This window comes from Rhizobium sp. Root1204 (assembly GCF_001424965.1).
GTDB lineage: Bacteria > Pseudomonadota > Alphaproteobacteria > Rhizobiales > Rhizobiaceae > Pararhizobium.
Genome location: NZ_LMCZ01000042.1, coordinates 12,758 through 39,412 on the forward strand (window position 1 = coordinate 12,758; position 26,655 = coordinate 39,412).

Annotated in this window: 30 protein-coding genes and 1 pseudogene; 12 read left to right on the plus strand and 19 right to left on the minus strand. The window is 61.1% G+C overall.

Annotated elements, in window-relative coordinates; genetic code table 11:
- Positions 1-25: 25 nt before the first annotated feature.
- The 6 genes and pseudogenes from ASC96_RS27930 to ASC96_RS27955 all read right to left on the minus strand — a co-directional run bounded on the left by ASC96_RS27930 (position 26) and on the right by ASC96_RS27955 (position 7,563).
- On the minus strand, positions 26-988 hold the full coding sequence (locus ASC96_RS27930) for a DUF4167 domain-containing protein (protein WP_060506346.1): 963 nt from the start codon (positions 986-988) through the stop codon (positions 26-28).
- Between the two features lie 354 nt (positions 989-1,342).
- On the minus strand, positions 1,343-2,206 hold the full coding sequence (gene prmC, locus ASC96_RS27935) for a peptide chain release factor N(5)-glutamine methyltransferase (RefSeq protein WP_060506347.1): 864 nt from the start codon (positions 2,204-2,206) through the stop codon (positions 1,343-1,345).
- Positions 2,203-3,285, minus strand: coding sequence for a peptide chain release factor 1 (prfA, locus tag ASC96_RS27940; protein WP_060506348.1), 1,083 nt, complete (start codon positions 3,283-3,285; stop codon positions 2,203-2,205). Before prfA ends, prmC begins: the two co-directional genes overlap by 4 nt.
- A 56-nt stretch (positions 3,286-3,341) precedes the next feature.
- Positions 3,342-3,755 (minus strand): annotated as a pseudogene (locus ASC96_RS27945) (DUF559 domain-containing protein).
- Between the two features lie 196 nt (positions 3,756-3,951).
- Positions 3,952-6,219 (minus strand): phosphoenolpyruvate--protein phosphotransferase, encoded by a 2,268-nt coding sequence (gene ptsP / locus ASC96_RS27950; RefSeq protein WP_060506349.1) that lies wholly within the window; start codon positions 6,217-6,219, stop codon positions 3,952-3,954.
- 90 nt (positions 6,220-6,309) lie between these two features.
- Positions 6,310-7,563 (minus strand): aspartate kinase, encoded by a 1,254-nt coding sequence (locus ASC96_RS27955; protein ID WP_060506350.1) that lies wholly within the window; start codon positions 7,561-7,563, stop codon positions 6,310-6,312.
- A 237-nt stretch (positions 7,564-7,800) separates the two neighbouring features.
- Here ASC96_RS27955 and ASC96_RS27960 point away from each other — a divergent pair, with 237 nt between their 5' ends.
- From ASC96_RS27960 to ppk2, 4 genes are all read left to right on the plus strand, one after another.
- Positions 7,801-8,262: a nuclear transport factor 2 family protein gene (locus tag ASC96_RS27960; RefSeq protein WP_060506351.1), complete on the plus strand. Its 462-nt coding sequence runs from the start codon at positions 7,801-7,803 to the stop codon at positions 8,260-8,262.
- Positions 8,263-8,269: 7 nt separating this feature from the next.
- Positions 8,270-8,824: a TetR/AcrR family transcriptional regulator gene (locus ASC96_RS27965; RefSeq protein WP_060506578.1), complete on the plus strand. Its 555-nt coding sequence runs from the start codon at positions 8,270-8,272 to the stop codon at positions 8,822-8,824.
- A gap of 80 nt (positions 8,825-8,904) precedes the next feature.
- Positions 8,905-9,888, plus strand: a complete 984-nt coding sequence (locus ASC96_RS27970) for a glycerophosphodiester phosphodiesterase family protein (protein WP_060506579.1) — start codon at positions 8,905-8,907, stop codon at positions 9,886-9,888.
- 63 nt (positions 9,889-9,951) lie between these two features.
- Complete coding sequence (gene ppk2 / locus ASC96_RS27975) at positions 9,952-10,854, plus strand: polyphosphate kinase 2 (RefSeq protein ID WP_060506352.1); 903 nt, start codon at positions 9,952-9,954, stop codon at positions 10,852-10,854.
- A 185-nt stretch (positions 10,855-11,039) separates the two neighbouring features.
- On the opposite strand, the gene ASC96_RS27980 is transcribed toward ppk2, so the two are convergent.
- Positions 11,040-11,540 (minus strand): helix-turn-helix domain-containing protein, encoded by a 501-nt coding sequence (locus tag ASC96_RS27980; protein ID WP_200954918.1) that lies wholly within the window; start codon positions 11,538-11,540, stop codon positions 11,040-11,042.
- A 90-nt stretch (positions 11,541-11,630) separates the two neighbouring features.
- Between ASC96_RS27980 and ASC96_RS27985 the strand changes: the two genes are divergently transcribed.
- Positions 11,631-12,290, plus strand: coding sequence for a glutathione S-transferase family protein (locus tag ASC96_RS27985; protein ID WP_060506353.1), 660 nt, complete (start codon positions 11,631-11,633; stop codon positions 12,288-12,290).
- 171 nt (positions 12,291-12,461) lie between these two features.
- On the opposite strand, the gene ASC96_RS27990 is transcribed toward ASC96_RS27985, so the two are convergent.
- The 3 genes from ASC96_RS27990 to ASC96_RS28000 all read right to left on the minus strand — a co-directional run bounded on the left by ASC96_RS27990 (position 12,462) and on the right by ASC96_RS28000 (position 16,268).
- The gene (locus ASC96_RS27990) at positions 12,462-13,820 is read right to left on the minus strand and encodes a histidine kinase dimerization/phospho-acceptor domain-containing protein (protein ID WP_347360139.1); all 1,359 of its coding nucleotides are present in this window, start codon (positions 13,818-13,820) and stop codon (positions 12,462-12,464) included.
- A complete protein-coding gene (locus ASC96_RS27995; RefSeq protein ID WP_060506582.1) occupies positions 13,817-14,479 on the minus strand; it encodes a response regulator transcription factor in 663 nt (220 codons plus the stop codon). Before ASC96_RS27995 ends, ASC96_RS27990 begins: the two co-directional genes overlap by 4 nt.
- A gap of 145 nt (positions 14,480-14,624) precedes the next feature.
- On the minus strand, positions 14,625-16,268 hold the full coding sequence (locus ASC96_RS28000) for a phosphoethanolamine--lipid A transferase (protein ID WP_244482358.1): 1,644 nt from the start codon (positions 16,266-16,268) through the stop codon (positions 14,625-14,627).
- A gap of 274 nt (positions 16,269-16,542) precedes the next feature.
- Between ASC96_RS28000 and ASC96_RS28005 the strand changes: the two genes are divergently transcribed.
- From ASC96_RS28005 to ubiG, 6 genes are all read left to right on the plus strand, one after another.
- A complete protein-coding gene (locus tag ASC96_RS28005; RefSeq protein WP_156393904.1) occupies positions 16,543-16,704 on the plus strand; it encodes a hypothetical protein in 162 nt (53 codons plus the stop codon).
- Positions 16,705-16,914: 210 nt separating this feature from the next.
- Positions 16,915-17,892, plus strand: a complete 978-nt coding sequence (locus ASC96_RS28010) for an HWE histidine kinase domain-containing protein (RefSeq protein WP_060506355.1) — start codon at positions 16,915-16,917, stop codon at positions 17,890-17,892.
- A 5-nt stretch (positions 17,893-17,897) separates the two neighbouring features.
- Positions 17,898-18,278, plus strand: a complete 381-nt coding sequence (locus tag ASC96_RS28015; protein WP_164491971.1) for a response regulator — start codon at positions 17,898-17,900, stop codon at positions 18,276-18,278.
- Positions 18,279-18,444: 166 nt separating this feature from the next.
- Positions 18,445-19,215, plus strand: coding sequence for an SDR family oxidoreductase (locus ASC96_RS28020; protein ID WP_060506356.1), 771 nt, complete (start codon positions 18,445-18,447; stop codon positions 19,213-19,215).
- Positions 19,216-19,685: 470 nt separating this feature from the next.
- Complete coding sequence (locus ASC96_RS28025; RefSeq protein ID WP_060506357.1) at positions 19,686-20,072, plus strand: hypothetical protein; 387 nt, start codon at positions 19,686-19,688, stop codon at positions 20,070-20,072.
- 55 nt (positions 20,073-20,127) lie between these two features.
- Positions 20,128-20,874, plus strand: a complete 747-nt coding sequence (ubiG, locus tag ASC96_RS28030) for a bifunctional 2-polyprenyl-6-hydroxyphenol methylase/3-demethylubiquinol 3-O-methyltransferase UbiG (protein ID WP_060506358.1) — start codon at positions 20,128-20,130, stop codon at positions 20,872-20,874.
- 64 nt (positions 20,875-20,938) lie between these two features.
- Here ubiG and ASC96_RS28035 read toward each other — a convergent pair whose 3' ends face one another.
- From ASC96_RS28035 to ASC96_RS28070, 8 genes are all read right to left on the minus strand, one after another.
- Positions 20,939-21,505 carry a GNAT family N-acetyltransferase gene (locus ASC96_RS28035; protein WP_060506359.1) on the minus strand — a complete coding sequence of 189 codons (567 nt, stop codon included), beginning with the start codon at positions 21,503-21,505 and terminating at the stop codon, positions 20,939-20,941.
- A 271-nt stretch (positions 21,506-21,776) separates the two neighbouring features.
- Positions 21,777-22,091 (minus strand): type II toxin-antitoxin system RelE/ParE family toxin, encoded by a 315-nt coding sequence (locus ASC96_RS28040; protein WP_060506360.1) that lies wholly within the window; start codon positions 22,089-22,091, stop codon positions 21,777-21,779.
- On the minus strand, positions 22,081-22,362 hold the full coding sequence (locus tag ASC96_RS28045; RefSeq protein WP_060506361.1) for a type II toxin-antitoxin system ParD family antitoxin: 282 nt from the start codon (positions 22,360-22,362) through the stop codon (positions 22,081-22,083). Before ASC96_RS28045 ends, ASC96_RS28040 begins: the two co-directional genes overlap by 11 nt.
- Positions 22,363-22,459: 97 nt before the next feature.
- The gene (locus ASC96_RS28050; RefSeq protein WP_060506362.1) at positions 22,460-23,044 is read right to left on the minus strand and encodes a DUF3291 domain-containing protein; all 585 of its coding nucleotides are present in this window, start codon (positions 23,042-23,044) and stop codon (positions 22,460-22,462) included.
- A 1-nt stretch (position 23,045) separates the two neighbouring features.
- Entirely contained in the window at positions 23,046-23,474 is a 429-nt protein-coding gene (locus ASC96_RS28055) for a DUF1178 family protein (protein ID WP_060506363.1), read from the minus strand.
- Positions 23,471-24,328 carry a carbon-nitrogen hydrolase family protein gene (locus ASC96_RS28060; RefSeq protein ID WP_060506364.1) on the minus strand — a complete coding sequence of 286 codons (858 nt, stop codon included), beginning with the start codon at positions 24,326-24,328 and terminating at the stop codon, positions 23,471-23,473. Before ASC96_RS28060 ends, ASC96_RS28055 begins: the two co-directional genes overlap by 4 nt.
- Positions 24,329-24,340: 12 nt before the next feature.
- A complete protein-coding gene (grxC, locus tag ASC96_RS28065) occupies positions 24,341-24,598 on the minus strand; it encodes a glutaredoxin 3 (protein WP_060506585.1) in 258 nt (85 codons plus the stop codon).
- A gap of 48 nt (positions 24,599-24,646) precedes the next feature.
- Positions 24,647-25,435: a ComF family protein gene (locus tag ASC96_RS28070; RefSeq protein ID WP_082512294.1), complete on the minus strand. Its 789-nt coding sequence runs from the start codon at positions 25,433-25,435 to the stop codon at positions 24,647-24,649.
- A 75-nt stretch (positions 25,436-25,510) separates the two neighbouring features.
- Between ASC96_RS28070 and ASC96_RS28075 the strand changes: the two genes are divergently transcribed.
- Positions 25,511-26,401, plus strand: coding sequence for a methyltransferase domain-containing protein (locus tag ASC96_RS28075; RefSeq protein WP_060506365.1), 891 nt, complete (start codon positions 25,511-25,513; stop codon positions 26,399-26,401).
- Between the two features lie 15 nt (positions 26,402-26,416).
- Here ASC96_RS28075 and ASC96_RS32310 read toward each other — a convergent pair whose 3' ends face one another.
- The gene (locus ASC96_RS32310) at positions 26,417-26,593 is read right to left on the minus strand and encodes a Flp family type IVb pilin (protein ID WP_082512295.1); all 177 of its coding nucleotides are present in this window, start codon (positions 26,591-26,593) and stop codon (positions 26,417-26,419) included.
- Positions 26,594-26,655 lie beyond the last annotated feature (62 nt).

Consider the following 26,655-nt stretch of genomic DNA (forward strand, 5'->3'; position numbering starts at 1 on the left):
GCCACCTTCCGGCAGCCTTTGCTGATTACTCCGTCGCAGCAGGTTCCAGCGCCGGCGCATCGCCAGCTGGCTCGCCACCGGTTTCCCCGGATGCGGATGCCTCGTCACCACCGGCTTCGCCGCGGCGCGGCTGGCGGCGCGGACGCGGAGCCGTGCGGCGGCGCGTCGGAGCGCGGCCCGTCGGCGCTTCTTCCTCCAGCGAAACCTCGGCTGGCGTGCCTTCGATCACCGGCTGCGGGCCGGAGCCGTCGATGACGGGCTGCGGTGCGAGGTCGGCACGCGGCTGGGCCTGCTCGGCGCGCGGCTGGCGCTGACGCTCTTGCCTTGGCTGGCGCTCCTGCCGTGGCTGGCGCTCCTCGCGCGGCTGACGCTCCTGCTCAGGCTGACGTTCCTGGTCGGCCTGGCTGTCCTGATCAGGCTGGCGATCCTGCTCGGGCTGACGCTGCTGGTCGGACTGGCGGGGCTGACGGTCCTGCTGGCGCTGCTGACGCTCGCCTTCCGGCTGGCGGCGCTGCTGGCGCTCACCCTGCTGGTGATGACGCCCCTGCTCGGCCGGCTGGTCCTGAACGCCTGCGGTCTCGTCGGTCTCGCTCTGGTCCATATCGTCGTCGCGCTCGTTGCCGTCGCGATCCTGGAATTCGTTGCGATCGTTATAGTCGCTGCGGTCGTCACGCTGGAAGCGTTCCTGCATCTGCGCCTGTGCGGCCGCAATGATGCGGTTGTAATGCTCGGCGTGCTGCAGATAATTTTCAGCCACAACACGGTCACCGGAGCTCTGCGCGTCACGGGCGAGCGTCGAGTATTTCTCGGCGATGTGCTGGGCGGTACCGCGAATCTTTACGTCCGGGCCGGAGCTGTCATAGGTCCGGGTCAGCGGGTTGGAACCCTTCCGGTTATGATTGTTGTTGTTACCGCCGCCGCCACTGTTATTGCTGCTGGTATTGTTGTTACGCCCACGGCCGCGCTTGTTCTGCTGTCCTGGCCTCATCGTTCACTCACCTGGATTCTCTTTATATTGATGATCTTGTGGCTTCGCGGCTTGCCAGGAATTCCGTCTCAACGGATTCCGCATCAAGCAGACACGCGCCGCGACCCAACCGCCTCTTGACGGTACCGTCGCTGGTTAAAGTCAAATTAACAGGTACCCGCACCAGGCACTGTCGAACCTTAGAAACTCTTTTTTGAGAGTAATCCCTGCGGCAAGGTCTGACCGGAACGAATCTCTGATCTTTGACCTTCTGCCCAGTGCGTGAGAGGAACCTAGCCCGCTTCCCGTGTGATTCCAAGCCTTTTCTTCACGGTTTCGAAAAAGAACGTTGCAACAAGGGCCGGTTTGCAGGGGTTAGCGGCCGAAGGCGAACAGGATGGCACGGTCATTTCCGCCCAGATCCTTCACCCGGTCGATCACCCGGAAGCCCTGATCTTCGAAAAGCTGGCCGACCACCTGCAACTGGTCGTAGCCGATCTCGACACCGACAATGCCACCCTCGACCAGATGGCGTGCGGCATGTTCAGCGATGGTGCGATAGGCATCGAGACCGTCCGCACCGCCATCAAGCGCCAACGCCGGATCATGATCGCGCACTTCAGGCGCCAGCGATGCAACGACGTCTGTGCGTATATAGGGAGGATTTGACACAATGATGTCGAACTTGCCGACAATCCCCGCAAACCAGTCGCTTTCCACCCCGGCGAAACGCGCACTCAGATCATTGCGCTGCGCATTGGCCTTGGCCATCTCGACAGCACCGGCCGACAGGTCGGATCCGACCCCGGTTGCCTGCGGAACGGCGCTCAGCAGCGCCAAGCAGATCGCCCCCGTCCCGGTGCCGAGATCGATCAGATGACAGGTTCCCTTCTCCGCCACGAATTTCTGCGCGAAAGGAATGAGCCCTTCGACGATCATCTCCGAATCCGGCCGCGGCTCAAGCGTGTCTGGCGACATGCCGAGCGTCAGGCCGTAGAATTCACGCTGCCCGAGAATACGGTGAACCGGCTCGTGTGCCGCCCGCCGCTCAATCGCATCGCGAATGCGCTGCGCATCCTTCTCCGAAACGATCTCGCCGCCACGCGTCATGAACGCCACCGCCGGCAGGTCGAGCAGACCGGAAATCAGCACGCGCGCATCAAGCGCCGCCTCGCCGATATGCGCTTTCAGGAACGCCGTCCGTGCCTCGGCAAACAGGCTGTCGAGTGTATCGGTCATCCCTTCTGCTCGCCCAGTTGCGCCAACTGATCGGCCTGGTAATCGGCGAGCAGCGCATCGACCACTTCGTCGATTTCCCCCATCATCATCCGGTCGATCTTGTAGAGCGTCAGATTGATACGATGGTCGGTAACGCGTCCCTGCGGAAAATTGTAGGTGCGGATACGTTCCGAACGGTCACCGGACCCGACCTGGCTTTTGCGGGAAGCCGACCGTTCATTGTCTGCCTTCTGCCGCTCCATGTCATAGAGCCGCGAGCGCAAAACCTGCATGGCCTTGGCGCGGTTCTGGTGCTGTGATTTTTCAGACGACGTGACGACGATGCCGGAGGGCAGATGGGTGATGCGAACGGCCGAGTCCGTCGTGTTGACGTGCTGTCCACCGGCACCCGACGAGCGCATCGTGTCGATGCGGATGTCTTCGTTGCGGATTTCGATATCGATATCCTCGGCCTCCGGCAAAACGGCGACGGTCGCCGCCGAGGTGTGGATACGCCCCTGCGTTTCGGTATCGGGAACGCGCTGAACCCGGTGCACGCCGGATTCGAACTTCAGCTTGGAAAACACCCCGCGCCCGGTCACGGTCGCGATGATTTCCTTGTAGCCGCCCGCATCGCCCTCGCTGGCCGAAAGCACCTCGACCTTCCAGCCCTTGCCAGCCGCATAACGCTCGTACATGCGGAACAGGTCACCGGCGAAAAGGGCCGCTTCGGAGCCGCCGGTGCCGGCGCGGATTTCAAGGATGGCACTCTTCTCGTCGGCCGCGTCCTTGGGCAGGAGAAGGATCTGCATGTCCTTTTCCAACGCCTCGATCCGCTCTTCGATATCAGGCTTTTCCATCTCCGCCAGCTCGCGCATCTCGCGGTCGGTATCCTTGGCGGATAGCAGCGCGTTGACGTCGGCAAGCTCACTCTGCGCCTTCTCATACAGCCGGATCTTCGTCACAACAGGCTGCAGCTCGGAATATTCCGATGCCAATTTCACATAGACATCCGCCGCCGGCCCCTCGGCCATGCGCGCCTCGATCTCGGAAAACCGGCGCTCCAGCTCGCGCATCTTTTCAACAGGTAAGGTAGCCAATGTGTACTCCACAGGCGCTGTTCAAGAACAGCAATGTTTATGACAACGGCAGCTTTTCAGCCGCCATAATCTGATCTCTTAGCCGGAACGAAAGTGAGATCGAACGATCTCACTTCGAGCACCAGCCGATTCTCGACAATTGCGACGATGGTCTCCAATACGCGGTCACGGTCCTGAAGAACACACCCATTCCAAAAACGAACAACACTCCAACCGTTCATTGTCATGTAGTCGTCCCGCCTTGCATCATGGCGGCTGTTCGCATGCTGACTGCCGTCAACTTCGACAACGAGCCCGGCCTGTCTACATGCGAAATCTGCAAAATACGGACCAACCGGTAATTACCGGACAAATTTAAAGCCGTTGAGGCGTCGCCCACGGAGCTCGAACCAGAGAGCCTCTTCCGCATTGTTTTCGACTTTGCGCAGACTGCGAGCGCGCTCCGTCTTGTGTTTATCCGGACCTCTCATCCTCTCCATCCGTCAAGGATTGCCCCTCACCCTAACCCTCTCCCCGCATGCGGGGAGAGGGAACGACCGAATTTGCCGCCCCTCAATCACCATCAACATCGTCTCCAGTTGGAGAGGAAAAGAGAGTTCGCCGCATATCCCTTCTCCCCGCTTGCGGGGAGAAGGTGCCCGACAGGGCGGATGAGGGGCCGCTTACCTACAACGGCACCCCGGTCTCCGCCGCAAAGGCCACCAGCATCTCGCGCACCGATGTCTGGCTGCGCGTGTCGTCCAGTGCCGCATGAAGCATGGCCGAGAGTTTTTCGATATCGAGCGCCAGGAGCATGGCCTTGACCGGGCCGACCGCCGTCGGCGACATCGAGACGGAGCGGTAGCCGATGCCGAGCAGCGCCATCGCAGAGAGTGGCTTGCTCGCCATCTCTCCGCACAACGTCACGGACGTCTCGTTGCGGTCGCCCGCCCGGACGATGTCGCGCAGGATGCGCAGGAACGGCCGGCCGAGCACGTCGAAACGGTCCGACACCCGCGCATTGCCGCGATCGACCGCCATCGAGAACTGGAACAGGTCATTGGAGCCGACCGAAACGAAATCGACCTCGTCCATCAGCTCGTCCAGCTGCCAGAGCAGCGCCGGAACTTCCAGCATGGCGCCGAACTGCAGCTTGCGCGGCAATTGTTCGCCGATCTTCGATTGCCGCTGGATTTCCTTCTGCAGCAGCTCGCGCACCGTGCGCAGCTCAGACACTTCCGTCACCATCGGCAGCATGATGCGCAGCTCCTGGCTTGCCGAAGCGCGCAGCATGGCGCGCAGCTGTGTGCGCAACAGGCCGGGCCTGTCGAGCGACAGGCGGATTGCCCGCCAGCCAAGCGCCGGGTTTTCCTCTTCCGCCGCGCGGAAATAGGGCACCACCTTGTCGCCACCGATGTCGAGTGTGCGGAAGGTGACCGGCTTGCCGGCCGCCTGCTTCATGACGTTGCGGTAGAACAGTTCCTGCTCTTCCATCTTCGGCATGGTCGAGGCAATCATGAACTGCAGTTCGGTGCGGAACAGGCCGATACCCTCGGCGCCGGATTCCGACAGCTGCGGCAGGTCGACCAGAAGGCCTGCATTCATCTGCAGCTTGATGCGCTTACCGTCCCGGGTCACCGGCTCGACGTCACGCAGGGCGCGGTACTGTTCCTGCCGGCGGGCGCGCAGCCGGACTTTTTCTTCATAGGCCCGCTGCAGGTCGGCCATCGGCCGCAAATGCAGCTGGGCATCATCGCCATCGACGATGATCGCATCGCCATTTTCCGCCAGCGCCACGACGCCCGCTGCCTGGCCGACAACCGGAATGCCCATGGCGCGTGCAACGATCACCACATGGCTAGTCACCGCACCGTCTTCGAGCACGAGGCCCCGCACATTCTCACGCGGATAATCAAGCAGCTCGGCCGCCCCCATGGCACGCGCCACGACGATCGCATCATTCGGAAAATCCGTCGCCGACATCTTGGCGCCGTAGCCGGTCAGCTGCCTGAGTAACCGGTTGGCCAGATCGTCGAAATCATGCATGCGCTCGCGCAGATAGGGGTCCGTCAGCCGGATCATCCGCGCCTTGGTCTCGCTCTGCACCCGCTCGACAGCCGCCTCCGCCGTCAGGCCGTTGCGGATCGCCTCTTCGAGCTTCCTGACCCAGCCGCGGTCATGCGCGAACATCCGGTAGGCTTCCAGCACGGCGCGGTGTTCGCCTTCCATGGAAACATCGCGCCGTGACAGCATGTCGTCGATCGAAATGCGCAGCGAACCCAGCGCTTCCGCCAGCCGTCCCAGCTCATGATCGGTATCGTCGTTCAGAAGGTTGGTCACGACGATGCGCGGCTCGTGCAGCACGACATAGCCAAGCCCGATACCATCGTTGAAGCTCGAGCCCTCGATCGTCACAGGCCGCGACAGGTCGAGTTCAAGTCCCGGGCGGGTAAGCTTCTTCAATTCCCCGGTCGCCACCATTTCAGCCAGCACCATTGCCGTCGTTTCCATCGCCTCGACCTCGTCGTCGCGATAGGTGCGGCTGGCCTTGTTCTGCACGACGAGAACGCCGAGCGAACGGCCGGTGCGCAGGATCGGCACCCCAAGGAAGGAATGATAGATTTCTTCGCCGGTTTCCGGCAGGTAGGTAAAGGCCGGATGCGCCTGCGCGTCGGAGAGGTTGAGCGGACGCGCCGAGGCCGCGATGGTGCCGACGAGGCCCTGCCCCATCTGCAATTGCGCCAGGTGCACGGCGCCCTTGTTCAGGCCTTCGGTAGCATAAAGTTCAAGAACGCCATCGGAGCGAAGCACATAGACCGAACACACTTCTGCGACCATGTTCTGCGCAATCTGGCGAACAATCTGGTCAAGGCGATCCTGCGGCTCGAGCGGTTCCGCCATCAGTTCGCGCAACCGCTTGAGGAGGACGCGTGGACCCGCAGAGAGGTCTCTCATCGCACAACGTCTCCCGAATAAAAGTCAACAACTGGAAGCGGTAATTTGTTCCCGCTTATATAAGCGAAAACGCAGTCACCACCACCCGCTTTAACTCTTATCCAGACCGTAGACGGAATGCAAAGTGCGAACGGCCAATTCGGCATAAGCACCATCGATCAGGATCGAAATCTTGATTTCCGAGGTAGTGATTGCCTTGATGTTGATGCCTTTTTCGGCAAGTGCGCGGAAAGCGGACGCCGCAACGCCCGCATGGCTGCGCATGCCGATGCCGATGACCGAGACTTTGACGAGGCCTGATTCGTTCTGGATGACGTCAAAGCCGATCTGCGCCTTGGCTTCGCTGAGAACCTTCAGCGCCTTGTCGACGTCGGTCGACGGCACCGTGAACGTCATGTCGGTCTTGGAACCGTCTTCGGAAATGTTCTGGACGATCATGTCGACATTGATATGGGCTTCGGCCAGAGGCCCGAAGATCGCCGCCGAAACGCCGGGCCGGTCGGCCACGCGCCGCAGCGAAATCTGCGCTTCATCCTTGGCATAAGCGATGCCGGTGACGACTTCCTGTTCCAAAATCTCATCCTCATCACAAATCAGCGTACCGGGCGGGTTCAGAAAATCGCCCATGCCCGGCGCGTCGGGGTCTACGAAACTGGAACGCACGAAGGTGCGAACCTTGAATACCATGGCAAGCTCGACCGAGCGAACCTGCAGGACCTTGGCGCCGAGCGACGCCATTTCCAGCATTTCCTCGAACGCGATCTTCTTCAGGCGCTTGGCCTTCGGCTCGATGCGCGGGTCGGTGGTGTAGACGCCGTCGACATCCGTATAGATATCGCAACGGTCGGCCTTGACCGCAGCAGCGATTGCAACCGCCGATGTATCGGACCCGCCGCGGCCGAGCGTGGCAATCCTATTGTCAGGCCCGAGCCCCTGGAAGCCGGCAATGACGGCCACCTGGCCCTCGCCGAAGCGGCGGATCAGTTCAGAGCCGTCGATTTCAAGAATACGTGCCGCGCCATGCGCATTGTCGGTGCGGATCGGGATCTGCCAGCCCTGCCAGGAACGGGCGTTGATGCCGATGTTCTGCAGCGCCAGCGCCAGGAGGCCCGAGGTCACCTGTTCGCCGGAAGCAACAACCGCATCATACTCGCGCGCGTCGTGCATCGGCGAGGCATCGCGCGTCCAGGCAACCAGTTCGTTGGTCTTGCCGGACATCGCCGAAACCACCACCGCAACTTCGTGGCCGGCATCGACCTCGCGTTTCACATGGCGGGCCACATTCCTGATGCGATCCATATCCGCGACGGACGTGCCGCCGAATTTCATCACGATGCGTGCCATGTGCCTCTACCGGTCGAAAATGCTGCGCGCAAACCCGCGCCCGTGTCGTCTCAAGTCGCCGGTCTCTTAGCGAAATTGCAGCCCGCGTGCAATGGCCGCGCTGCCGCATTTGCGACATCCGGCCTCGATGTTTGGCACACTGCCGCCTTCTGCAGCAAACACCCCGATTTTCACAAGCGCTTGCTTTTCTAGACCGATCGGTCTACACGATTCCGATCGTTTCAGAAGGAGCCCGCAATGACCGCCTTGCTACCCCCTTTCACCCATGAAACCGCCGTCGCCAAGGTCCGCATGGCCGAGGATGGCTGGAACAGCCGCGATCCCGTCCGCGTCTCGAAAGTCTATACCGAGGATTGCCGCTGGCGGAACCGCGCCGAATTTCCCGTCGGCCGCCCGCAGATCGTCGAATTCCTGACGCGGAAATGGCAGCGCGAACTGGATTATCGGCTGATCAAGGAAATCTGGGCCTTCGAAGGCAATCGCATCGCCGTCCGCTTCGCCTATGAGTGGCACGACGACAGCGGCCAGTGGTATCGCAGTTATGGCAATGAAAACTGGGATTTTGCCGCCGACGGCCTGATGCAGCGCCGCTTCGCCTCGATCAACGATCTGCCGATTGCCGAAAGCGAGCGCAAATTCCACTGGCCGCTTGGCCGGCGTCCGGACGATCATCCCGGCCTGTCCGATCTCGGCCTCTGACCGCCGCATGCGCACCGTTTTCGAAAAAAGCGATGCCATCGCGCTGGTTGCCGAAGTGTTTCGCGAGTGCGGCTATGAAGGCGCCTCGATGAGCACGATCACCGCGCGCACGAGGCTGTCCAAGGGCAGCCTCTACCATTTCTTTCCGGGCGGAAAGGAACAGATGGCGGCGGAAGTGCTCGCGCACGTCGATGCCTGGTTTGCCCGGGAAATCTTCGAGCCACTGGAAACAGCCGAGCCGCGTGCGGCAATCGCGCAGATGTGGACGGCGGTGGACGAGTACTTCCGCTCCGGCAAACGCATCTGCCTGATCGGCGCCTTCGCACTGGATGAAACCCGCGACCGGTTCGCACGGCCGATCCGGGCCTATTTCGCGCGCTGGACAAATGCGCTCGAAACCGCGCTGATCCACGACGGCGCCCCGGCCGATGACGCCAGGCAACTGGCGGAAGACGCCGTCTCCGGCATTCAGGGCGCGCTGGTGCTGGCACGCGCCATGGCCGACGACACCGTCTTTGAACGCTGCCTCGGGCGCATGCGCCTCCGGCTTGCTTCAACCTGAAGGACACAATACCCCGCCGCATTCTCGCCCATTCCGTTGGCAAACTCTGACATCAGGGCGATTCGGAGGAAGTGATGAGGATGCGAAAATATTGGCGCTCGGCCGGCGCGACGCTTGGTCTGCTGGCTGCCTTTGTCTCTCTCAACAATACCAGCCTGTTCAATCCACGCCCGCCCGCGGCACCGGTCTTGCTTGCCCATCGCGGCATCGCCCAGCAATTCGACCCAACGGGTGTTGGCAACGACACATGCACCGCCTCCCGCATGCTGCCGCCGGCCCATGATTATCTCGAAAACACCATCGCTTCGATGCGCGCCGGTTTCGCCGCCGGTGCCGATATTGTCGAAGCCGATATCCATCCGACCACCGACGGCCAGTTTGCCGTCTTTCATGATTGGACGCTGGATTGCCGGACGCAAGGCAAGGGCGTCACCCGTGATCATTCGATGGCCGAGCTGAAAGCGCTCGATATCGGCTATGGCTATACCGCCGATGGCGGCAAGACTTTCCCGCTCCGCGGCAAAGGCATCGGCCTGATGCCATCGCTGGACGAGGTTCTCTCCAGCTTTCCGGACAAACAGTTCCTCATCAACATCAAGAGCAACGATCCGGAGGAAGGCAAAAAGCTCGCCGCCGTTCTGTCAGCCCTTCCCGCAGACCGGCGGCAGACACTGATGGTCTATGGCGGCGACAGGCCGGTTGCCGCCTTGCGCGCAGCACTTGCCGATATCCGCGCCATGTCACGCAGTTCGCTGAAAACCTGCCTCTTGCGCTACTTCGCCACCGGCTGGACCGGCATCGTGCCGGATGCCTGCCGCAATTCGATTGTGCTTGTCCCGATCAACATCGCCCCCTGGCTCTGGGGCTGGCCGGATCGTTTCCTCGATCGCATGGAGGGCGCCGGCAGCCGGGTCTTTGCCCTTGGCCCCTATTCCGGCGGCGATTTCTCGACAGGGCTGGACACGCCGGAACTCATCTCGCGCCTGCCGCAAAACTATTCCGGCGGCATCTGGACCAATGAGGTGGAGACGGTCGCGAGCGAACTTCGCCGCGGTGGCCGATAGCACTGTCACATACCTGTCATCAAACCCTGCTCCTGTGCCTGCGACCAACGGGGATTTGACCAAATGATCGACCAACTCGACCGCATCAAGGCGGAAATTGCCGACAGTTTTGACGAAGAACTGGAAATGCAGATGGAGGAAGACCGGCTGGATGAGCTGGTCGCCGAAGGCATGTCGCAAGAGGCCGAACCGACACTCGACCGCAAGATCTATTTCCGCGAGCTGTTCCGCCTGCAGCACGAACTGGTGCGCCTGCAGGATTGGGTGCAGTACAAGAAGCTCAAGGTCGTCGTGCTGTTTGAAGGCCGCGACAGTGCCGGCAAGGGCGGCGCCATCAAGCGCGTCACCCAGCGGCTCAATCCACGCGTCTGCCGCGTCGTCGCCCTGCCCGCGCCGACCGAGCGCGAAAAGAACCAATGGTATTTCCAGCGCTATGTGCCGCATCTGCCGACGGCCGGTGAAATGGTGCTGTTCGACCGCTCCTGGTACAACCGCGCCGGCGTCGAGCGGGTCATGGGCTTCTGCTCGCCGGAAGAGCTCGACGAATTCTTCCGCACCGTTCCGGAATTCGAGCGCATGCTGGTGCGCTCCGGCATCATCCTGATCAAATACTGGTTCTCGATCACCAACGAGGAACAGGAATTCCGCTTCCAGATGCGCATCCACGATCCACTGAAACAGTGGAAGCTGTCGCCGATGGACATGGAAAGCCGCATCCATTGGGAGGATTACACCAAGGCCAAGGAAGAGATGCTGGCAAAGACCCATATCGAGGAAGCCCCTTGGTGGGTCGTCCAGGCGGTCGACAAGAAGAAGGCCCGCCTCAACTGCATCGCCCATCTTCTGGCCCAGATCCCCTATGAGGACGTGCCGAAACCCGATCTCGTCCTTCCCGAACGCATCCGTCACGACGACTACACCCGCCACCCGGTGCCGTCAGAAATGTATGTGCCGGAAGTGTATTGATTGGGCGGGTTTCCGGGAAACTGCTTCCCCCAGTTTAAAAGGCCCCTCATCCGCCCTGTCGGGCACCTTCTCCCCGCTTTGGCGGGGCGAAGGACCAGCGGCAAGCTCTATCGTCCCCTCTCCCCGCTTGCGGGGAGAGGGTTAGGGTGAGGGGCGACCAGGACCGTTCGCCTCTCGCCACCATATCATCTAGGCTCCGCATTCTTCGCCACCACCGCCAGATACGCCGCCTGCAATTCCGCAAACACCGATCGCTCCGGCACCGGGGCGCCCAGATGCAGCGCCCGCAGCTCGTCCATGAACGCCGCCCACATGTCCGGTCCGCCGTCCTCAAGCAGCTCGGCGCGGATCGACAATTCTTCCGATACCCGCGTGTGCCGCCTGCCCCAGGCACCCATCTGCGCCAGCAGCGGCACCAGCTGGATCGATGGTTCGGTCAGGCTGTAGATGCCTTTCTGCTTGTGACTGGGGTCGTCCCGGCGTGACAGAAGTCCGTTCTCGGTCAGCCGCCGCAGCCGGTCGGCCAGGATATTCGAGGCGATCCCTTCTTCCGATTGGGACAGAAGCTCACGAAAATGCCGCCGGTTGCCGAACATCAGATCGCGGATGACAATCAGGCTCCAGCGATCGCCAAGCATTTCCAGGGTAAGATTGATCGGACATCCCGATCGCTGCACAATATCCACGGCCCGCCTCTCATTAATACCGCTTGCAATATAGGATCAGTTATTTTACGAAACAACCAGTTGCAGATTGAAATCAGTTTGGAGGATATGATGAAACCGCAGCTCTTTGCACACCCCTTCTCTTCCTACTGTCAGAAGGTGCTCGTGGCGATCTATGAAAACGGCACCGCATTCGACTACCGTATGCTCAGTCCAGAAGAGACAGGCACCGTCGAGGAATGGGAGGCGATCTGGCCGATCAAGCGTTTTCCGGTGCTGAAGGACGGTGAAAACGCGGTGATGGAAGCGACCATCATCATCGAATACCTGATGCTCAACTATCCCGGCAGCGTCCGCCTGATCCCGGATGATCCGAAGGCTGCCCTGCGCACCCGGATGATGGACCGCTTCTTCGACAATTACGTCATGACGCCGATGCAAAAGGTGGTGTTCAACCAGATCCGCCCGGAAGCCGACCGTGATCCCTATGGCGTCACAGAAGCCAAGACAATGCTGGATGATGCCTATCGCTGGCTCGACGGCGTCGTCGCCAAGACCGAATGGGCGGCCGGGGATACGTTCAGCCTTGCCGATTGCGCCGCCTGCCCGTCGCTGTTCTATGCCGACTGGGTGCACCCGATCCCCGAGACATTTGCAAACGTCCGCGCCTATCGCGCCCGCCTTCTCGCCCGCCCGTCCTTCGCCCGCGCCGTCGATGAAGGCCGCCCCTACCGTTCGTTCTTTCCGCTCGGCGCGCCGGACCGGGATTGAGGGTGGCGGTTGCAAAGCTGCTTGCCGAGAGGCTGAGCCCAGCCCCTGACCCTAACCCTCTCCCGCCTGCGGGGAGAGGGGACGATGGAGCCCGCCGCAAGTTCCTTCTCCCCGCAGGTGGGGAGAAGGTGCCCGACAGGGCGGATGAGGGGCCGACCGCACTCTCCCCAATCAGCCGGCAGCATCCCCGGCGCCAAACCGCAGCACCACTTCGAACCCATTGGCCCGGCCCTGGGCTGGCGAGTAAACCTCGAAACCCACATTCATCTGGGCGAGTAGCCGCTCGGCAATCGACAGGCCGAGACCCGAGCCAGGTGACGCGGTATTGCCGCGTCCAAAACGCTTGCGAACCGCCGCCAGTTCGTCCGGAGAAAGGGCTGCGGCTCCATTGACGATACGGACGATACCACCCGTCTCCAGCCGGATGTCCACCGGCTCATCCCTATCACCGTGCAGAAGGGCATTCTCGATCAGGTTGCGCAACACGATCGCAAAGGCGTCCTCGCTGTAATTGCCGGTCAACACCGCCCCCGGCTGGCGATGAAGGCGCAACCGCTTGGCGCCGGGATCGCTGCGCTCGAAATCGGTCACCACCAGTTCCAGCACGCGCGCCAGATCGACGATGCCTGCACCCGCGCCGATACCCGCTTCGGCGCGTGCCAGCTGCAGCAGCTTCTCGGTCGTATGGCCAAGATTGGCGAGCGATATCTCGATCTGCTGGGCGCGCCGCTTGCGCGGTCCGTCCAGCTCGGCAATCAGCATCTGTGTCTGCGCCAAAGCACCCGCAATTGGCGTTCTGAGCTCATGCGCGCTGTTGGCGGTAAATTCGCGTTCCGCATCAAAGGCCGCCTGCAGGCGGCCAAGCAGCCGGTTGACCGAGCTGGCAATCGGCCGCAGTTCGCGCGGCAGCATGTTGGATGGCACCGGCGCGAGATTGCCACCGTCCTTTTCCTCGATGGCCTCGCGCAGGTCATCGACCGGCGCCAGCGCCCGGCGCACGATCAGCCAGATCAGCAGGATGCTGACCGGGATCAGCACCAGCACCGGCAGGAACAGCGCCATGCTGCCCTCCATCACCGCCTCGGTGCGATTGTCCATGGCGTCGGCAACCTGCACGAAGGTAGTGCCGTCGGCAGCGCTCGCTGTGTAGAAATGATAGGTATCGTTTTCCGAAAAACCGCGCTTCAACGGTACATCGAAAGGCTCCATCGGCGCATCATGCGAGCGGATGAGGATTTTGCCGCTTGCGTCGCGGACTTGATAGACCAGATACTCCTCGTCCAGGTCCTCGGCCTCGCTTTGAAAATGCCGTGGCGATTGCGGCCCCTCGCGCCGCGCAAGATCGTCGAGCACCAGCGGCATCAGCCGTTCGGCCGTTTCCTGCAGCGAACCGTTGAAAAACTCGTCGAATTCGTCCTTCATGACAGCAACGCCGAGGATAGCGGCGATCAGCCAGAAAGCCGTGGTGACACCGGTCAGCCACAGGATCAACCGGCCCATCATGCTGCGGGTACGGATGTCGCGCGTCACGCCGGCGCCCCGATCTTGTAGCCGACGCCGCGCACGGTCACGACGTGATCCCGCCCGAGCTTTTTGCGCAAGCGGCTGACATAGACCTCGACGGTATTGCTTTCGATCTCGGAACCGAAGGCGTACAACGCCTCTTCGATCTGCGCCTTGGAAATGATCGCGCCCGGCCGCGACAACAGCGTGTCGAGCACTGCCCATTCACGCCCGGAAAGGCCGACTTCCGCCTCGCCGGCAAACACCCGCCGGTCGACCGGGCTGATCTTCAGCTCGCCGAAACGGATCACCGGGGAGATATTGCCGCCATAGCGGCGGATGACGGCCAGCATCCGGGCGGAGAGTTCGCCAAGGTCGAACGGCTTGACGAGATAGTCGTCGGCACCGCTGTTCAAGCCCTCGATCCGGTCGGAAATCTGGTCATGGGCCGTCAAGATGATCACCGGCGTAGCGTTAGCTCCCGCCCGCAACTCCTTCAGGAGCGCAATGCCGCTGCCATCCGGCAGGCGTAGATCGAGCAGGATCAGGCCGTAGGCGACGGTGCGCAGCGACATGCGCGCATCATCCAGCGTCTTCATCCAGTCGACGGCATGATCGGCGGCGGCGATATGATCGCGCACGGCCTCCCCCAGTATCTCATTGTCCTCGACGAGCAGAACACGCAAGCCGCTGGTCCCTTTATCGGTCAGCTCCACCGGCATTCTTATTCCTTCTTTGGACTGCGCCGTCAAACGGCTTTGATGACACGGCAAAACACCCGTCCCCGAATACCGGAGACGGGCGGCCAGAACGAAGCGTCCGTTTCGCCGCTTACGACGCGGCGTTGGTCCTGCATGCGGCCAGGGCGTCGAGTGCCGGGTCGTAAATCCCGGTGGCGACGTTCATCAGACCCAGCACCGTGTGGAACAGGTTGTCATGCGACCGCGGCTCACTGGCCGTTGCCTTGAGACAAGGCTGGTCGATACCGGCCCTTGTCTCCTTGCCAGTCCACAGCACAAAAGGAATATGGGTCTGCTGCGACGGCGCAATGAAATAGGGCGCGCCATGCAGATACAGCCCGTTCTCACCCAGCGATTCGCCGTGGTCGGAGATGTAGATCATCGATCCCGCCATCGTCTCCTCACGGGCCTTCAGCATGTCGATCACGGTCGAGACGATGTAATCGGTATAGAGGATCGAATTGTCATAGGCGTTGACGATCTCCTCGGGCGAACAGTTGCCAAGCTCGGCTGTGCGGCAATCCGGCGTGAAGCGGCGGAATTTTTCCGGATAGCGCAGATAATAGGCCGGCCCATGACTGCCGAGCTGATGGATCACCAGCACGCTGTCACCCTTGATGCCGTCCAACCAGGCACCAAGCCGGTCGAGAGCCACGTCGTCCAGGCATTCGTTGTTCTTGCAGAACCGCGGATCGTTGATATCGGAAAACGACGTATAGGCGATGCGATCGGCAACGCCCTTGCTGCCGGTATTGTTCTCCCACCATTCCGCCTTGACACCCGCACGGGTCAACACATCGAGCAGGTTTTCGGTCTCAAGCCCCTTGCGGTGGGTGTAGCTCGCGCGCGTATAAACCGAGAACATGCAGGGCAGAGACACCGCCGTCGCCGTGCCGCAGCTCGACGTGTCGGTGAAATATTGAATATCCTGGCGGGCGAGCAGCGGGTTGGTGTCGCGGCTATAACCGCCCAGCGAAAAGTTCTCCGCCCGCGCCGTTTCGCCGGCAACGATGATGGTAACGCGCGGCTTTCCCGACTGCATTGGGGCGGCCACCCGCGCATCGGTGCCGAGCGGCTGGACGGCAACGTTCTTGTCGGCGCCGGTCGCCACGGCATAGCGCACGGCACTGACGATCGGCGCGACCGGGTTGACGGTTGCGGCAAGATCGCGGTGTTGGCGGATCGCGGCCGTAAACGTCCGGACATTGGCAATGCTGACGGAGGTGAAAACGGCAAGAAGACACAGGACCAGCACGAGATTGTGCTTGAACTTCTCGAAGAACGGCCGGTGTTTGATCCGCACGAACACGATCAGCAAGGACGGCACGATCCCGAAGATCAGCATGTGGGTGAGGAAACCCGCGGTCAACAGATGACCGGCTTCCGAACCGGTCGTCTCGGCCGCATTGCGGATCATGTCGGTGTCGATGATCGTGCCGAACGTATCCATGAAGCGTGCGCTTGCAGCGGCAATCATGATCAGCAGGATGAAAAACGGCTTCGTCAGGTACTTCACCGAAACCGTCACGCAAACCGCCGAAAACAGCGCAAAAAGCCCGATGGCAAGCAAAAACAGCGCAAAGCTGGGGGCGCCGAGATAGTCCACCGCCTTCAACCAGAAGGTCCGGTTGGTGGCGAAGACGAGATAAAACGCCACAAGCAGGCTCAGCGTCACACTGCCGATGACAGGACGCTGTACGCGCGCATTGGCGATTGGTAGGCTTTCCAGGGACACGAACACTCCTGCAGAACATCGGGCGGCTGGAAGACGGCTGCAACAATACCGGTCGTTGCCCCAACCGCCAGCCACGGTCCGTTTGCCGGGCTCCGTGCCGCAGCCGTCTCCAGGACGGGACATCTGGTCCGTTTTTCTGACAGGAACCTGAACGTGCAGAAGCGCGTGGCAATCTCTTGGAATCGCGTGGCAGCATGTGCCGGTCCGCCTTGCGCACGTTCAGGCTGCTGTCAGCATTGGCGCGCATGTTTCCAGCAACACTGGAGATTACCGTTTGAAAGCGCGCCGAATTCCTCTTGGATTGCTCTACATCGCCACCCTGATCCTGCTGATCATCCTGATCCCGCTGATTCAGTTTTCCGCGTCGCAATCCTCGTCGCTCGCACACCGGCTTTCCTCGGCAACCACGCTGCGCCTCGACAAGATGAAGCTCTGAAGCGTCCCTCCGTCACCGGCTACGGTCGTCCGTACCGCAAGCGGCTGGCCCCCATCCAACGACGAAATCCACCAAAACGGCAACGCAGAGCCCTTTTCAAAATGGAGCTGAGTCCTAGTCTTTCTGTTGAGATCCAACTTAAGCAACTCAAGGCCGGCGCGAACAAACAGCAGATCGGCCCGACATCGTTGCCCGGGAAGATGAACAGAAATGATGCTGGAAGACCTATACCGGTTACTCAAAAGCGGACACGTCCAGGCTCAGGGCGTCGTCGATACGATGACGCAGCCCATCGTGGTCCTTGATCAGAATTTCTGCGTCAGCACGGCAAACAACGCCTTCATCAGAACCTTCAAGGTCGAGCGGGACGATATTCTCGGCGAAAACTTTTTCAGTCTTGGAGACGGCCAGTGGGACATCACTGAGCTGAAGAATCTGATCGCGTCTGTAATCCCGAAGGCCGCCGCTGTCATTGGCTTCGAGGTGAAGCATGACTTTCCGATGATCGGGCCGCGCACGTTCCTTGTTGACGCGCGCCGCGTCATCCACCCGGATGACAACAGCACGAATATCCTCGTCCTCTTCGATGACATCACAGTCCGCCGGCGCCACGATGCCGAAATGGAGTTCATCCTCTCTGAAACACGGCATCGCATGAACAATCTGTTCGCGGTGGTGCGCTCGATCGCAATGCAGACCAGCATCGAAGACCGCACAGCACGTGATTATCGCGAAACGCTGCTTGGACGTTTGGAAACGACGTTCCGCGCCCAGGAAATAGCCGCGACCAATGACGCAGCGGACTTTGAGGACATCGTGCGGCTGGCGGTCGGCGAGTTGGGCGGCGACCGCCTCCTCTGCAACGGTCCGGCCGTTGAACTGGAAAGCGCGAAGGTGCTTTCGGTCAGCTTGATTTTCCATGAACTGACGACCAATGCCGCGAAATACGGTGCCTTTTCAGTGCCCGGAGGCGAAGTCCACGTCGAATGGAAACTGCAGGCAGAGCCGCAGGGACAGACCTACCTGAGCTGCGAATGGCGCGAGGTAAACGGACCGCCCGTCAAGCCGCCTGAGCGGAAAGGCTATGGCACGAAGCTAATCAAGGGAACCTCCGCTCAACTGCATGGCGAGGTGGAACTTATCTATGCTCCGGCTGGTTTAAGCGCTTTACTCAAGATACCGGTGTGATGGCAATGAGCGCGCTTATGGGAGATACCGAACATAGGGGGTGCGTTCTTGTCGTGGAAGACGAAGTGTTCCTGGCGATGGAACTGGAGGCCGCGTTGACCGATGGTGGCTTCCGGGTCCTGGGTCCCGCGGCCTCCGTCCGGGATGCCCTTGATTTGCTGACCAGCGAATGCCCCGATGCCGCCGTCCTCGATTTCAATCTTGGCAGAGACAAGGTCACACCTGTTGCCCTTCAATTAAAGACGCTGGGCGTACCCTTTGTCCTCGCCAGCGCCAGCAGCGCCGCCGAGTTGTCACGCTATGCCGTGCTTGCGGACATTACCAATCTCGGGAAACCAACCGATCTGAAGCGCCTCGTTGCCGCCGTCCGTGCTCTCCATGCATGAGTTTTGCCAACGCTCCATGCCTGCCCGCAGCGGTGTCTCGATCAAAGCTACGTAAAAACTCTTCCCCACTCTTCGCAAGCCGGACGCCAAAGGCAGGCAGGAATCGGGTGGCGACGGTCCGCCCATGCTGCGATTGAACCTCCCGCAACCCAAAGGAGTTTCAAACATGCCCATGCTTTCCAACAAGGTCGCCATCGTCACCGGCGCCAGCTCCGGCATCGGCCGGGCCACCGCAAAACTGTTCGCCCACCAAGGGGCAAGCCTCGTTCTCTCCGGCCGCCGTCGCGCCGCACTTGATGAGCTTGTTGCGGAGATCGCGGCCGAAGGCGGCAAGGCTGTCGCCATCGATGGCGACGTCCGCGACGAAGCCCACAATCGCGTTCTGGTCGAAACCGCAACGGCAACGTTCGGCGGCCTCGACATCGCCTTCAACAATGCCGGCACCACCGGCGAGATGGCCCCGATTGAAGACCTCTCAACCGCCGGATGGCTGGAAACCATCGAAACCAATCTGACCGCTGCCTTCTTCGGCGCCAGGTATCAGGTGCCTGCGATGAAGGCGCGCGGTTCCGGCTCGCTGATTTTCACCTCCAGCTTCGTCGGCCACACCGCAGGCATGCCGAACACCAGCGCCTATGCCGCTGCAAAAGCGGGGATGATCGGCCTGACAAAAAGTCTCGCAACGGAACTCGGACCACAGGGTATTCGCGTCAATGCCATCCTGCCCGGCGGCACCGATACGCCGATGAGCTTTACCAATGCGCCGGGTGCAGGACCGGAGGTCCTTGCCTTCGTCGAAGGCATCCATGCCTTGAAACGTATGGCAAAACCGGAAGAGATCGCACAGTCCGTCCTCTACCTCGCCTCGGATGCCTCAAGCTTCACCACCGGCACCGCGATGCTCGTTGATGGCGGCGTCTCGATCAACAAAACCTGAAAAAATCATCCCCGCAAATCCCCGCCCCTCAAAACCATGGCACACTCTTCCCGTCCTGCCATCGGATACACCGGAAAGCGTTGCCGGCGAGGTGGGGCCGGTGCCTTCGGCCTGTGTTTGCCCTCCCGTCTGCAAAATGGCGGGGCGTGCCTGTGAGGCACACATGAGGACCGGCGAGCGGTATTGCGACAGCAATATCTTTCCTGACGCGGCGGCAAAACCGCCAGCGTCACCCCGTATCAAAAGGGCGCCGTCATCCCCGCAGAGAAACCGGAGTTGCAGGTAAAAACCGCCGAGACGGGGCACATCGCGTGTCATTTACTACCAAACACTCGGCACACGATGTGCCCCGGCCGATCCTGCCGGCGCGAAAGCGCAAAAAGATCACCGCAGCGGCATGCCACGGGCGCAACAAGCCGCGTGAATGCGAACGCCTGTCTTGTCCGCCCTCGTCGCCAAAGGAGCATCCAATGCCAAAACAGGATTTTTCCGACTATGAAAAGCGCGTATCCGCCGATCACGAACGCCAATGCCGCACCATATTGACCATTCACAGCGCATGGCGCATCTGCCAGGCTCGTAAATGCCGCCGCGACAAGGCCTGCAGCGGAGAAATGCACGTCTCCGCCCATCAGGATCGTAAGGTCCGCGCCCAGCGGGAAATAGGCCTGTCCGGCAATGCCTGCGCAAAACTGCCGCGCTGCATGGCAACAGTGAGTGCTTCAGCCTACGAGACATTCGCGGAGCTGCTCGATGACCTTCAAAGAGACTTGATCGCCCATCCCGATGAAGACCTGCCGAAATTCGACCGCTGCCTGAAAGGCCGTCAATCGCGGCGCGGCACTGCCAACCCTTGACATTCACGGCCGATCATCCGACTTCACCAGAGGTATGATCCAAGGAGTTCCGACCATGACCGAACAGGCCCGCAGCACCATCGACCAGACCGAAGTCGACCGGTTTTCCGCCATGGCCGCCGAGTGGTGGGATCCGAAAGGGAAATTCCGGCCGTTGCACAAGTTCAATCCGGTCCGCCTCACCTATATCCGCGACCGCGTCTCGGACAATTTTGGCCGTGAGGCGAAGGCATTGCAGCCGCTGAAGGGCCTGCGTATCCTCGATATCGGCTGCGGCGGCGGTCTCCTGTCCGAGCCGATGGCCCGCATGGGTGCGGATGTCGTCGGCGCAGACGCCTCGGAAAAGAATATCATGATCGCAAAGACCCACGCGGCCGGCAGCGGCGTCAATGTGGATTACCGCGCCGTGACGGCGGAATCGCTTGCCGAAGCCGGCGAGACCTTCGATGTCGTGCTCAACATGGAAGTGGTCGAGCATGTCGCCGATGTCGAGTTTTTCATGAGCACCTGCGCATCGATGGTGCGGCCCGGCGGCCTGATGTTCGTCGCCACCATCAACCGCACGATGAAGGCGGCAGCGCTTGCCATCTTCGCCGCCGAAAACGTCCTGCGCTGGCTGCCGCGGGGCACCCACCAGTATGAAAAACTGGTCCGCCCGGAAGAACTGGAAAAGCCGATTACGGCGAACGGCATGGAGGTGACCGACCGCACCGGCGTCTTCTTCAATCCGCTGTCGAACCAGTGGAACCTGTCGAAGGACATGGACGTCAACTACATGATCGTCGCAAAACGCCCGGCATAACGCAACTGCCAGTCCTCCCGCGATCGGGTTCGCGGGAGAAACTGTCGTCAGCGGCTGCGGATCGTCAGACGCCCGTTTGCCGCGCCAGCCATTCGTCCCGGAGCAGCGCGTAGATAAACTCGTCGCCCCAGATGCCGTTGAACTGGTCGTTCTGGATCAGATGCGCCTCGCGCCGCATGCCCAGCCGCTCGACCACCCCGACCGATCCGGCATTGGCGGCATCGAGCCGGGCGAAAGCCCGGTGGAAGTTCAGCGTGGAAAACGCGAAATCCAGGATCGCCCGCATCGCTTCGGTGGCATAGCCCTTGCCCGCAAAGGCCGGATTGAAGATGTAGCCGACCTCCACCTGCCGGGCGATCGCGCTTTCAAGCTTCAGCACCACTTCGCCAACGACAGCTCCGTCCTCCCGGCGCTCCACTGCAAACACGGCACAATCGCCATTTTTGCGCAGCCGTGGCACGCTGGCCTTCCCGAATTTTTCGGCCGCCTCTGCGTCATTGAGCGGATCGGCGTAGAGATAACGGTAGACCTCCGGCAGGCTGTGATACGCTCGGAACGCCGCGAAATCGGCGGGTACGAATCGCCGGATTTCAAGGCGCTCGGTCGAAAAGCGAAGGTCGGAAAAATCCATCAGTCTTGAAACTCCATTCTGCATACGGCCCGCAGATGGGGATCAAGCCATTGAATTAAAAGAGCAGCGCAACCTTTCCTGTAACGCGGAAAAGCGGATGCCTGCCGGGCTGCTCAATAAACCTGCACGACATAGTCCCCGCCCCATCCCGCCATGCTAGACTGCAAAGGATCGAGCCAAGTGGAGAAAATCACATCCGGGGTCGTTCCGTTCTTTGACAGGTGACCTCTTGCAGCCACGTTCAATTTCACCTGCTATCACCAAAGCAGGTTTATGAAAAAAGGCTCTCCAAATCGCGCCGCCCATTGATGACACGCACGATTTCCACTATTTTCACGGGGCCTTCGTCGCTGTCGGGTATCGTCTCGTAGAGGATCACGAAAGGTGACTCCACAAGCATTCGAGCGGCCGGGCTGATCGCCGGATGACGCATACCGAGGCGTGGCTGATCGATCAGAAGGTTGGCTTTGTGCTGAAACCGCTCGTAGAAGCGTTCGGCGGCCAATGGCTGCTCGCGGCCAATATCGACATAGATGCGACGGATATCCGCTTGCGCCAGAGGCGACCAAACCAAATCAGCCGGCATGTTTCTGTACGGCACGAAGGTCTTGGCGCGCTTCCTCGCGCAACTTGTCAAAGTCTATGGCCGTGGGCCTGCCGCTGGCTTTGCCTTCGTTCCATAGCTCGCTCAACCTGCGTGTGTCGGCCTGGCGAGCTTCCCATTTGGCGGACCAATCACGGACGGCTTCGCGAACAATTTCACTGGTTGTGGCATAGGCCCCGGTTCCAACGGCATCGCGAAGCATTGCGGCTTGCTGCGTTGTCAGTGCAACGCTGATCTTTTCTACATTGGACATAAGACGTCTCCAGACTTGAATGGTAGGAAATATTACTACCAGCAATCATCGTTGCCAAGCACACCAGGAGCCAATCATCCTCACCCTCGCTGCTATGCTAAACTTTCAACGTCAGCACATGCGCCAGCAGATCGGCCTGCCCCTTACTGTTCTCCTCCACAATCCGCCGGACCTTTTCCCGGTCGATCGCATAGGTTTCGCCATCAGCGGTGAAGGGTTCTTTGAAGGTAAAAGCTCTGGCCGACGCCCCGTGATCGTGCAGATGTTCCAGCCGGCTGGCGCCATCGGACCAGTCGGGAAAACCATGCTCCCCCACCCACCACAGCACCAGCGGCGGCCAGCTGGGTTTGATGTTCCAGTTGCGCGCATGTTTCAACGCATCGGCATGAACACCATTGTACGAAAACGCCATCAAGGATTCGATGTCGGCCCAGAGCGACAGCGACGATGGTGCGCTGCCAAAACCGCTACCGTCGATGAAGCGGGGAAAGGCCTGTTTGCCCCAGCTACGCGGTCCTGGCACGCCGCGATAACCGGAGCGTCCGATAAAACCGGACGCCCGCGACGCCGCCTCGAAATTGGCCGGTTCGCGCGAGACGAAACCGTCGACACGGGGATCGCCTTCAGGCCCGACATGCAGGCCGAAATTGTAGATGGCCAGACGATATTGCCCGGCCACCATCTCAGTTCACATCGTCGGGCAGCACCGGCAGGGCGGCAATCTCGATGCCCTCGTCCAGCAAAGCCTTGGCCTCATCGACGGTCGCCTGGCCGATCAGGCCGCGCTGCTCGGCCTCGCCATAGTGAATCTTGCGGGCCTCCTCGGGAAACTTGGTCCCGACATCCTCGGCATTTTCGCGGATCGACGTGACCAGTTCACGGATCTTGGCGACCGCTTCCTTGCGGGCCTGATCCATCATCAGCACCTTGGTCTCGTCCTTCTTGCGGGCTGTCGAGACTGAAGGCGCCATCAGCTCCTTGCCCACCTTGGCCGAACCGCAGACGGGACAGGACACCAGCCCGCGCTCCGCCTGACCGTCGAAATCGGCGCTTGAGGAAAACCATCCCTCGAAGGAGTGGCCGCTGTCGCAAGCAAGCGTATATTTGATCAAGCGGCCACATCCCCGGAAGCGCTGAGCGGCACCTCCTCAAGCTGGAACGGCCTGCCGTTCTTGAGGTTGGGGATCTTGCCCCGCGCCGCTGCAACCGCATCGACGTCGATATCAGCAAGCACGATGCCCTCGCCGGTGCCACTGGCCGAGGCCAGTACACGGCCCCAGGGATCGATGACCATCGAGTGGCCAAAGGTTTCGCGGCCATCCTCATGGACGCCTGCCTGCGCTGCAGCGATGACGAACATGCCGTTTTCGATCGCCCGGGCGCGCAGCAGGATTTCCCAATGCGCCTCGCCGGTCTGGCGGGTAAAGGCGGCCGGCACCGACATGATCTGTGCACCTGCAGCCGCCTGCGCCCGGAAGAGTTCAGGGAAGCGAACGTCGTAGCAGATGGCGCAGCCGAGCTTGCCGAACGGCAGGTTCACCAGCCGCGCCGTGCCGCCTGGCGTATAGGCCGAGCTTTCGCGCCAGCTCTCGCCATTGTCGAGGTCGACGTCGAACATGTGGATCTTGTCGTAATGGGTGATCTTCTTGCCATCGGGGCCAAACAGAAAACCACGATTGGCCATCTTGCCATCAGCAAGGCCAATGGCCGTCGAACCGACATGCAGGTAAATACCAAGTTCGGCGGCGAGGCTGGAAGCGGCGGCAACGATGAGATCGTTCCCTTCGTCGCGCAGTGCCGCCTTCATCGCAGCCCGGTCGCGCTGAAGAGCCCCGGTCATCTCCGGAGTCTGGACGTAAATTGCGCCCTGTGCGGCTGCTTCCCGCACGAGCCGTCCCATGCTCTGCACATTCCGGGCCGGATCGACACCGGAACACATCTGGATCGCTGCGGCCTTGAACGTCATCACAGTCACTCCTTACGCAGCAAGCATCGCGTCCAGCTTGCCGGCGCGTTCCAGCGCATGCAGGTCGTCGCAGCCGCCGACATGGGCATTGTTGATGAAGATCTGCGGGAAGGTCGTGCCGCCATTCGACCGCTCGATCATCTGCTGGCGAACTTCCGGCGCATAGGTCGCATCATGTTCCTCGAACTGCACGCCCTTGGTTTCCAGAAGTTTCTTCGCCGCGGAACAATAACCGCAGAATTGACGGGTATAAATGACAACCGAAGCCATGAGTTGATCTGCTCCTTCGCCGGCCCTGCGCCAGCATTCCATACGGTCTCATATAGGACCGGACACGGCTCTTGCAAAGGTCAAAACGGTCACATCCGCCACCCCTGCCCTCTTCAGAACGCGGGTGGCGGCCGAGACGGTCGCCCCCGTCGTAAAGACATCATCAACGAGAACGATGCGCTTGCCAAACAAGGCCGTCCTGCCGGTTTCCGTTACCGAAAAGGCCCCACGCACGTTCTCTTCACGCTGACTGGCACCCAGCCCGATCTGTTGGGCGGTGCGCCGGTTGCGGATCAGCGCCGTCGCTAGAAAGGGCTTCCCCGACCTGCGGGCAATCACCCTGGCAAGCTCGGCCGACTGGTTGAACTTGCGGCCCCAAAGCCGGTAGGCGTGTAGCGGCACCGGAACGATCGCATCGCTTGCCGCGACAGTGCCATCGCTGGCCCGGATCATCCACTCCGCCATCATCACAGCCAGATCGGTCCGATCGCGGTATTTCAGGCCATGAATCAGCGACTTGGCAATGCCGTCATGGATGGCGACGGAGCGTAGCCGTTCGAACACCGGCGGATTGGCGATCGCATCGGCCGACAGGATGCCCGCGCCCAGATCGTGCGAAAACGGCAGACCGAGGACCTCGCAATAGGGCCGCTCGATCAGCCGCAGTGTCGCCCAGCAGGCGGGGCAAACACCGCGATGCTGGCCGGTCATCCGGCCGCAACCGGCACAGACCGGCGGATAAACCGCATCGACCGCGGCAGCTATCACGCTGCGCAGCCCCTTCCGCAGGCCACCGGCCAGCCGCCATCCTGGATTTTCCGCCTGTTCGTCCCCCATGAGGTTGACATTACGGCGGACCGGGTTTCATTGCGATCAGATTTTTGGGCGACCAGATTTTTGGAAAGCAAGGCCATGGATATCGTTTTCGACCAGACGCTCATCGAAGCCCGCCGCAAGCGTGCTTTCCGCAACGGCGATCCGAAGGCGCAGTTCCTGCTGGAGATCGCAGCACAGGAATTGTCCGAGCGCCTGAGCGTGGTAGAGCGCCATTTCGACAAGGCGGTCGAGTTGCACGGCTATACCGGCCTCACCGCCCGCTACATCGCCCAGACCGGCAAGGTGACGGATATCGAGCGGGTCGAGACAGATGCGGCCTTTGCCGCCCCGGATGAAACGGTCTCCCCGGCTTCGCTGGAGACGGTGCCGCTCGCCCCGGAATCAACCAATCTGATCGTTTCGCCGCTATCGCTGCACCTGACCAACGATACGCCCGGTGTCTTCATCCAGGTCCGCAGGGCACTCAAACCCGATGGCCTGTTCCTCGCAGCGATCCCGGGTTCCGGCACGTTGCAGGAATTGCGCGAAGTGCTGCTGGCGGCCGAAAGCGAGTTGACCGGCGGCGCCAGTCCGCGGGTCATCCCCTTTGCCGATGTTCGCGACATCGGCGCGCTCTTGCAGCGTGCCGGCTTCAGCCTGCCGGTCGCCGATACCGAGAGCTACACGGTGCGTTATGCGTCGCTGTTTTCACTGCTGAAAGATCTGCGCTCGATGGGGATGACCAATCCGCTCGCAGCCCGCAGCCGCAAGCCGCTGACACGGCGTTTCTTCGTTCGCGCCGCCGAAATCTACGCCGAGCGCTTTGCCGATCCGGATGGCCGCATCCGGGCGACGTTCTCGATCATCTATATTTCCGGCTGGGCACCGCACGAAAGCCAGCAAAAGCCGCTGAAACCCGGCTCAGCAAAACAACGGCTATCCGATGCGCTGAACACACGGGAATTGCCGTTGAAAGATAAACAATAGAAATGTCTGCCGGGCTTAAGCGGGACGCACGCCGACGACCGCATCCGTGATCGACTGAAAGACAGCCTGCAAGGAGTCCGAGAACGCCCCTAGCCCGGCGATCATGCCTAGCGAAATCAGGCTGGCGAGCAGGCCGTATTCAATGGCCGTGGCTGCGGATTTGTCCTTCAGTAAACGGATCAGTATCGTCATGTGCTCCCTGCCTGTCCTGCGCCTGCCTCTGGGTGACATCACCCGAAAAGCACGATGCGCAC

Excerpts from the sequence above, each read along its gene's own strand:
- ASC96_RS28050 (WP_060506362.1), bottom strand. The coding sequence starts at position 23,044 with ATGGTGGCCGGGCAATATCGTCTGGCCATCTACAATTTCGGCCTGCAT.
- ASC96_RS28060 (WP_060506364.1), bottom strand. The coding sequence starts at position 24,328 with ATGACGTTCAAGGCCGCAGCGATCCAGATGTGTTCCGGTGTCGATCCG.
- ASC96_RS27965 (WP_060506578.1), top strand. The coding sequence starts at position 8,270 with ATGCGCACCGTTTTCGAAAAAAGCGATGCCATCGCGCTGGTTGCCGAA.
- ASC96_RS28025 (WP_060506357.1), top strand. The coding sequence starts at position 19,686 with ATGCCAAAACAGGATTTTTCCGACTATGAAAAGCGCGTATCCGCCGAT.
- ASC96_RS28075 (WP_060506365.1), top strand. The coding sequence starts at position 25,511 with ATGGATATCGTTTTCGACCAGACGCTCATCGAAGCCCGCCGCAAGCGT.
- ASC96_RS28045 (WP_060506361.1), bottom strand. The coding sequence starts at position 22,362 with ATGTCCAATGTAGAAAAGATCAGCGTTGCACTGACAACGCAGCAAGCC.
- ASC96_RS28015 (WP_164491971.1), top strand. The coding sequence starts at position 17,898 with ATGAGCGCGCTTATGGGAGATACCGAACATAGGGGGTGCGTTCTTGTC.
- ASC96_RS32310 (WP_082512295.1), bottom strand. The coding sequence starts at position 26,593 with ATGACGATACTGATCCGTTTACTGAAGGACAAATCCGCAGCCACGGCC.
- ASC96_RS27955 (WP_060506350.1), bottom strand. The coding sequence starts at position 7,563 with ATGGCACGCATCGTGATGAAATTCGGCGGCACGTCCGTCGCGGATATG.
- ASC96_RS27930 (WP_060506346.1), bottom strand. The coding sequence starts at position 988 with ATGAGGCCAGGACAGCAGAACAAGCGCGGCCGTGGGCGTAACAACAAT.
- ASC96_RS28035 (WP_060506359.1), bottom strand. The coding sequence starts at position 21,505 with ATGGATTTTTCCGACCTTCGCTTTTCGACCGAGCGCCTTGAAATCCGG.
- ASC96_RS28070 (WP_082512294.1), bottom strand. The coding sequence starts at position 25,435 with ATGGGGGACGAACAGGCGGAAAATCCAGGATGGCGGCTGGCCGGTGGC.
- ASC96_RS27960 (WP_060506351.1), top strand. The coding sequence starts at position 7,801 with ATGACCGCCTTGCTACCCCCTTTCACCCATGAAACCGCCGTCGCCAAG.
- ASC96_RS28040 (WP_060506360.1), bottom strand. The coding sequence starts at position 22,091 with ATGCCGGCTGATTTGGTTTGGTCGCCTCTGGCGCAAGCGGATATCCGT.
- ASC96_RS28010 (WP_060506355.1), top strand. The coding sequence starts at position 16,915 with ATGATGCTGGAAGACCTATACCGGTTACTCAAAAGCGGACACGTCCAG.
- ASC96_RS28020 (WP_060506356.1), top strand. The coding sequence starts at position 18,445 with ATGCCCATGCTTTCCAACAAGGTCGCCATCGTCACCGGCGCCAGCTCC.
- ASC96_RS27985 (WP_060506353.1), top strand. The coding sequence starts at position 11,631 with ATGAAACCGCAGCTCTTTGCACACCCCTTCTCTTCCTACTGTCAGAAG.
- ASC96_RS27970 (WP_060506579.1), top strand. The coding sequence starts at position 8,905 with ATGCGAAAATATTGGCGCTCGGCCGGCGCGACGCTTGGTCTGCTGGCT.
- grxC (WP_060506585.1), bottom strand. The coding sequence starts at position 24,598 with ATGGCTTCGGTTGTCATTTATACCCGTCAATTCTGCGGTTATTGTTCC.
- prmC (WP_060506347.1), bottom strand. The coding sequence starts at position 2,206 with ATGACCGATACACTCGACAGCCTGTTTGCCGAGGCACGGACGGCGTTC.
- ppk2 (WP_060506352.1), top strand. The coding sequence starts at position 9,952 with ATGATCGACCAACTCGACCGCATCAAGGCGGAAATTGCCGACAGTTTT.
- ubiG (WP_060506358.1), top strand. The coding sequence starts at position 20,128 with ATGACCGAACAGGCCCGCAGCACCATCGACCAGACCGAAGTCGACCGG.
- ptsP (WP_060506349.1), bottom strand. The coding sequence starts at position 6,219 with ATGAGAGACCTCTCTGCGGGTCCACGCGTCCTCCTCAAGCGGTTGCGC.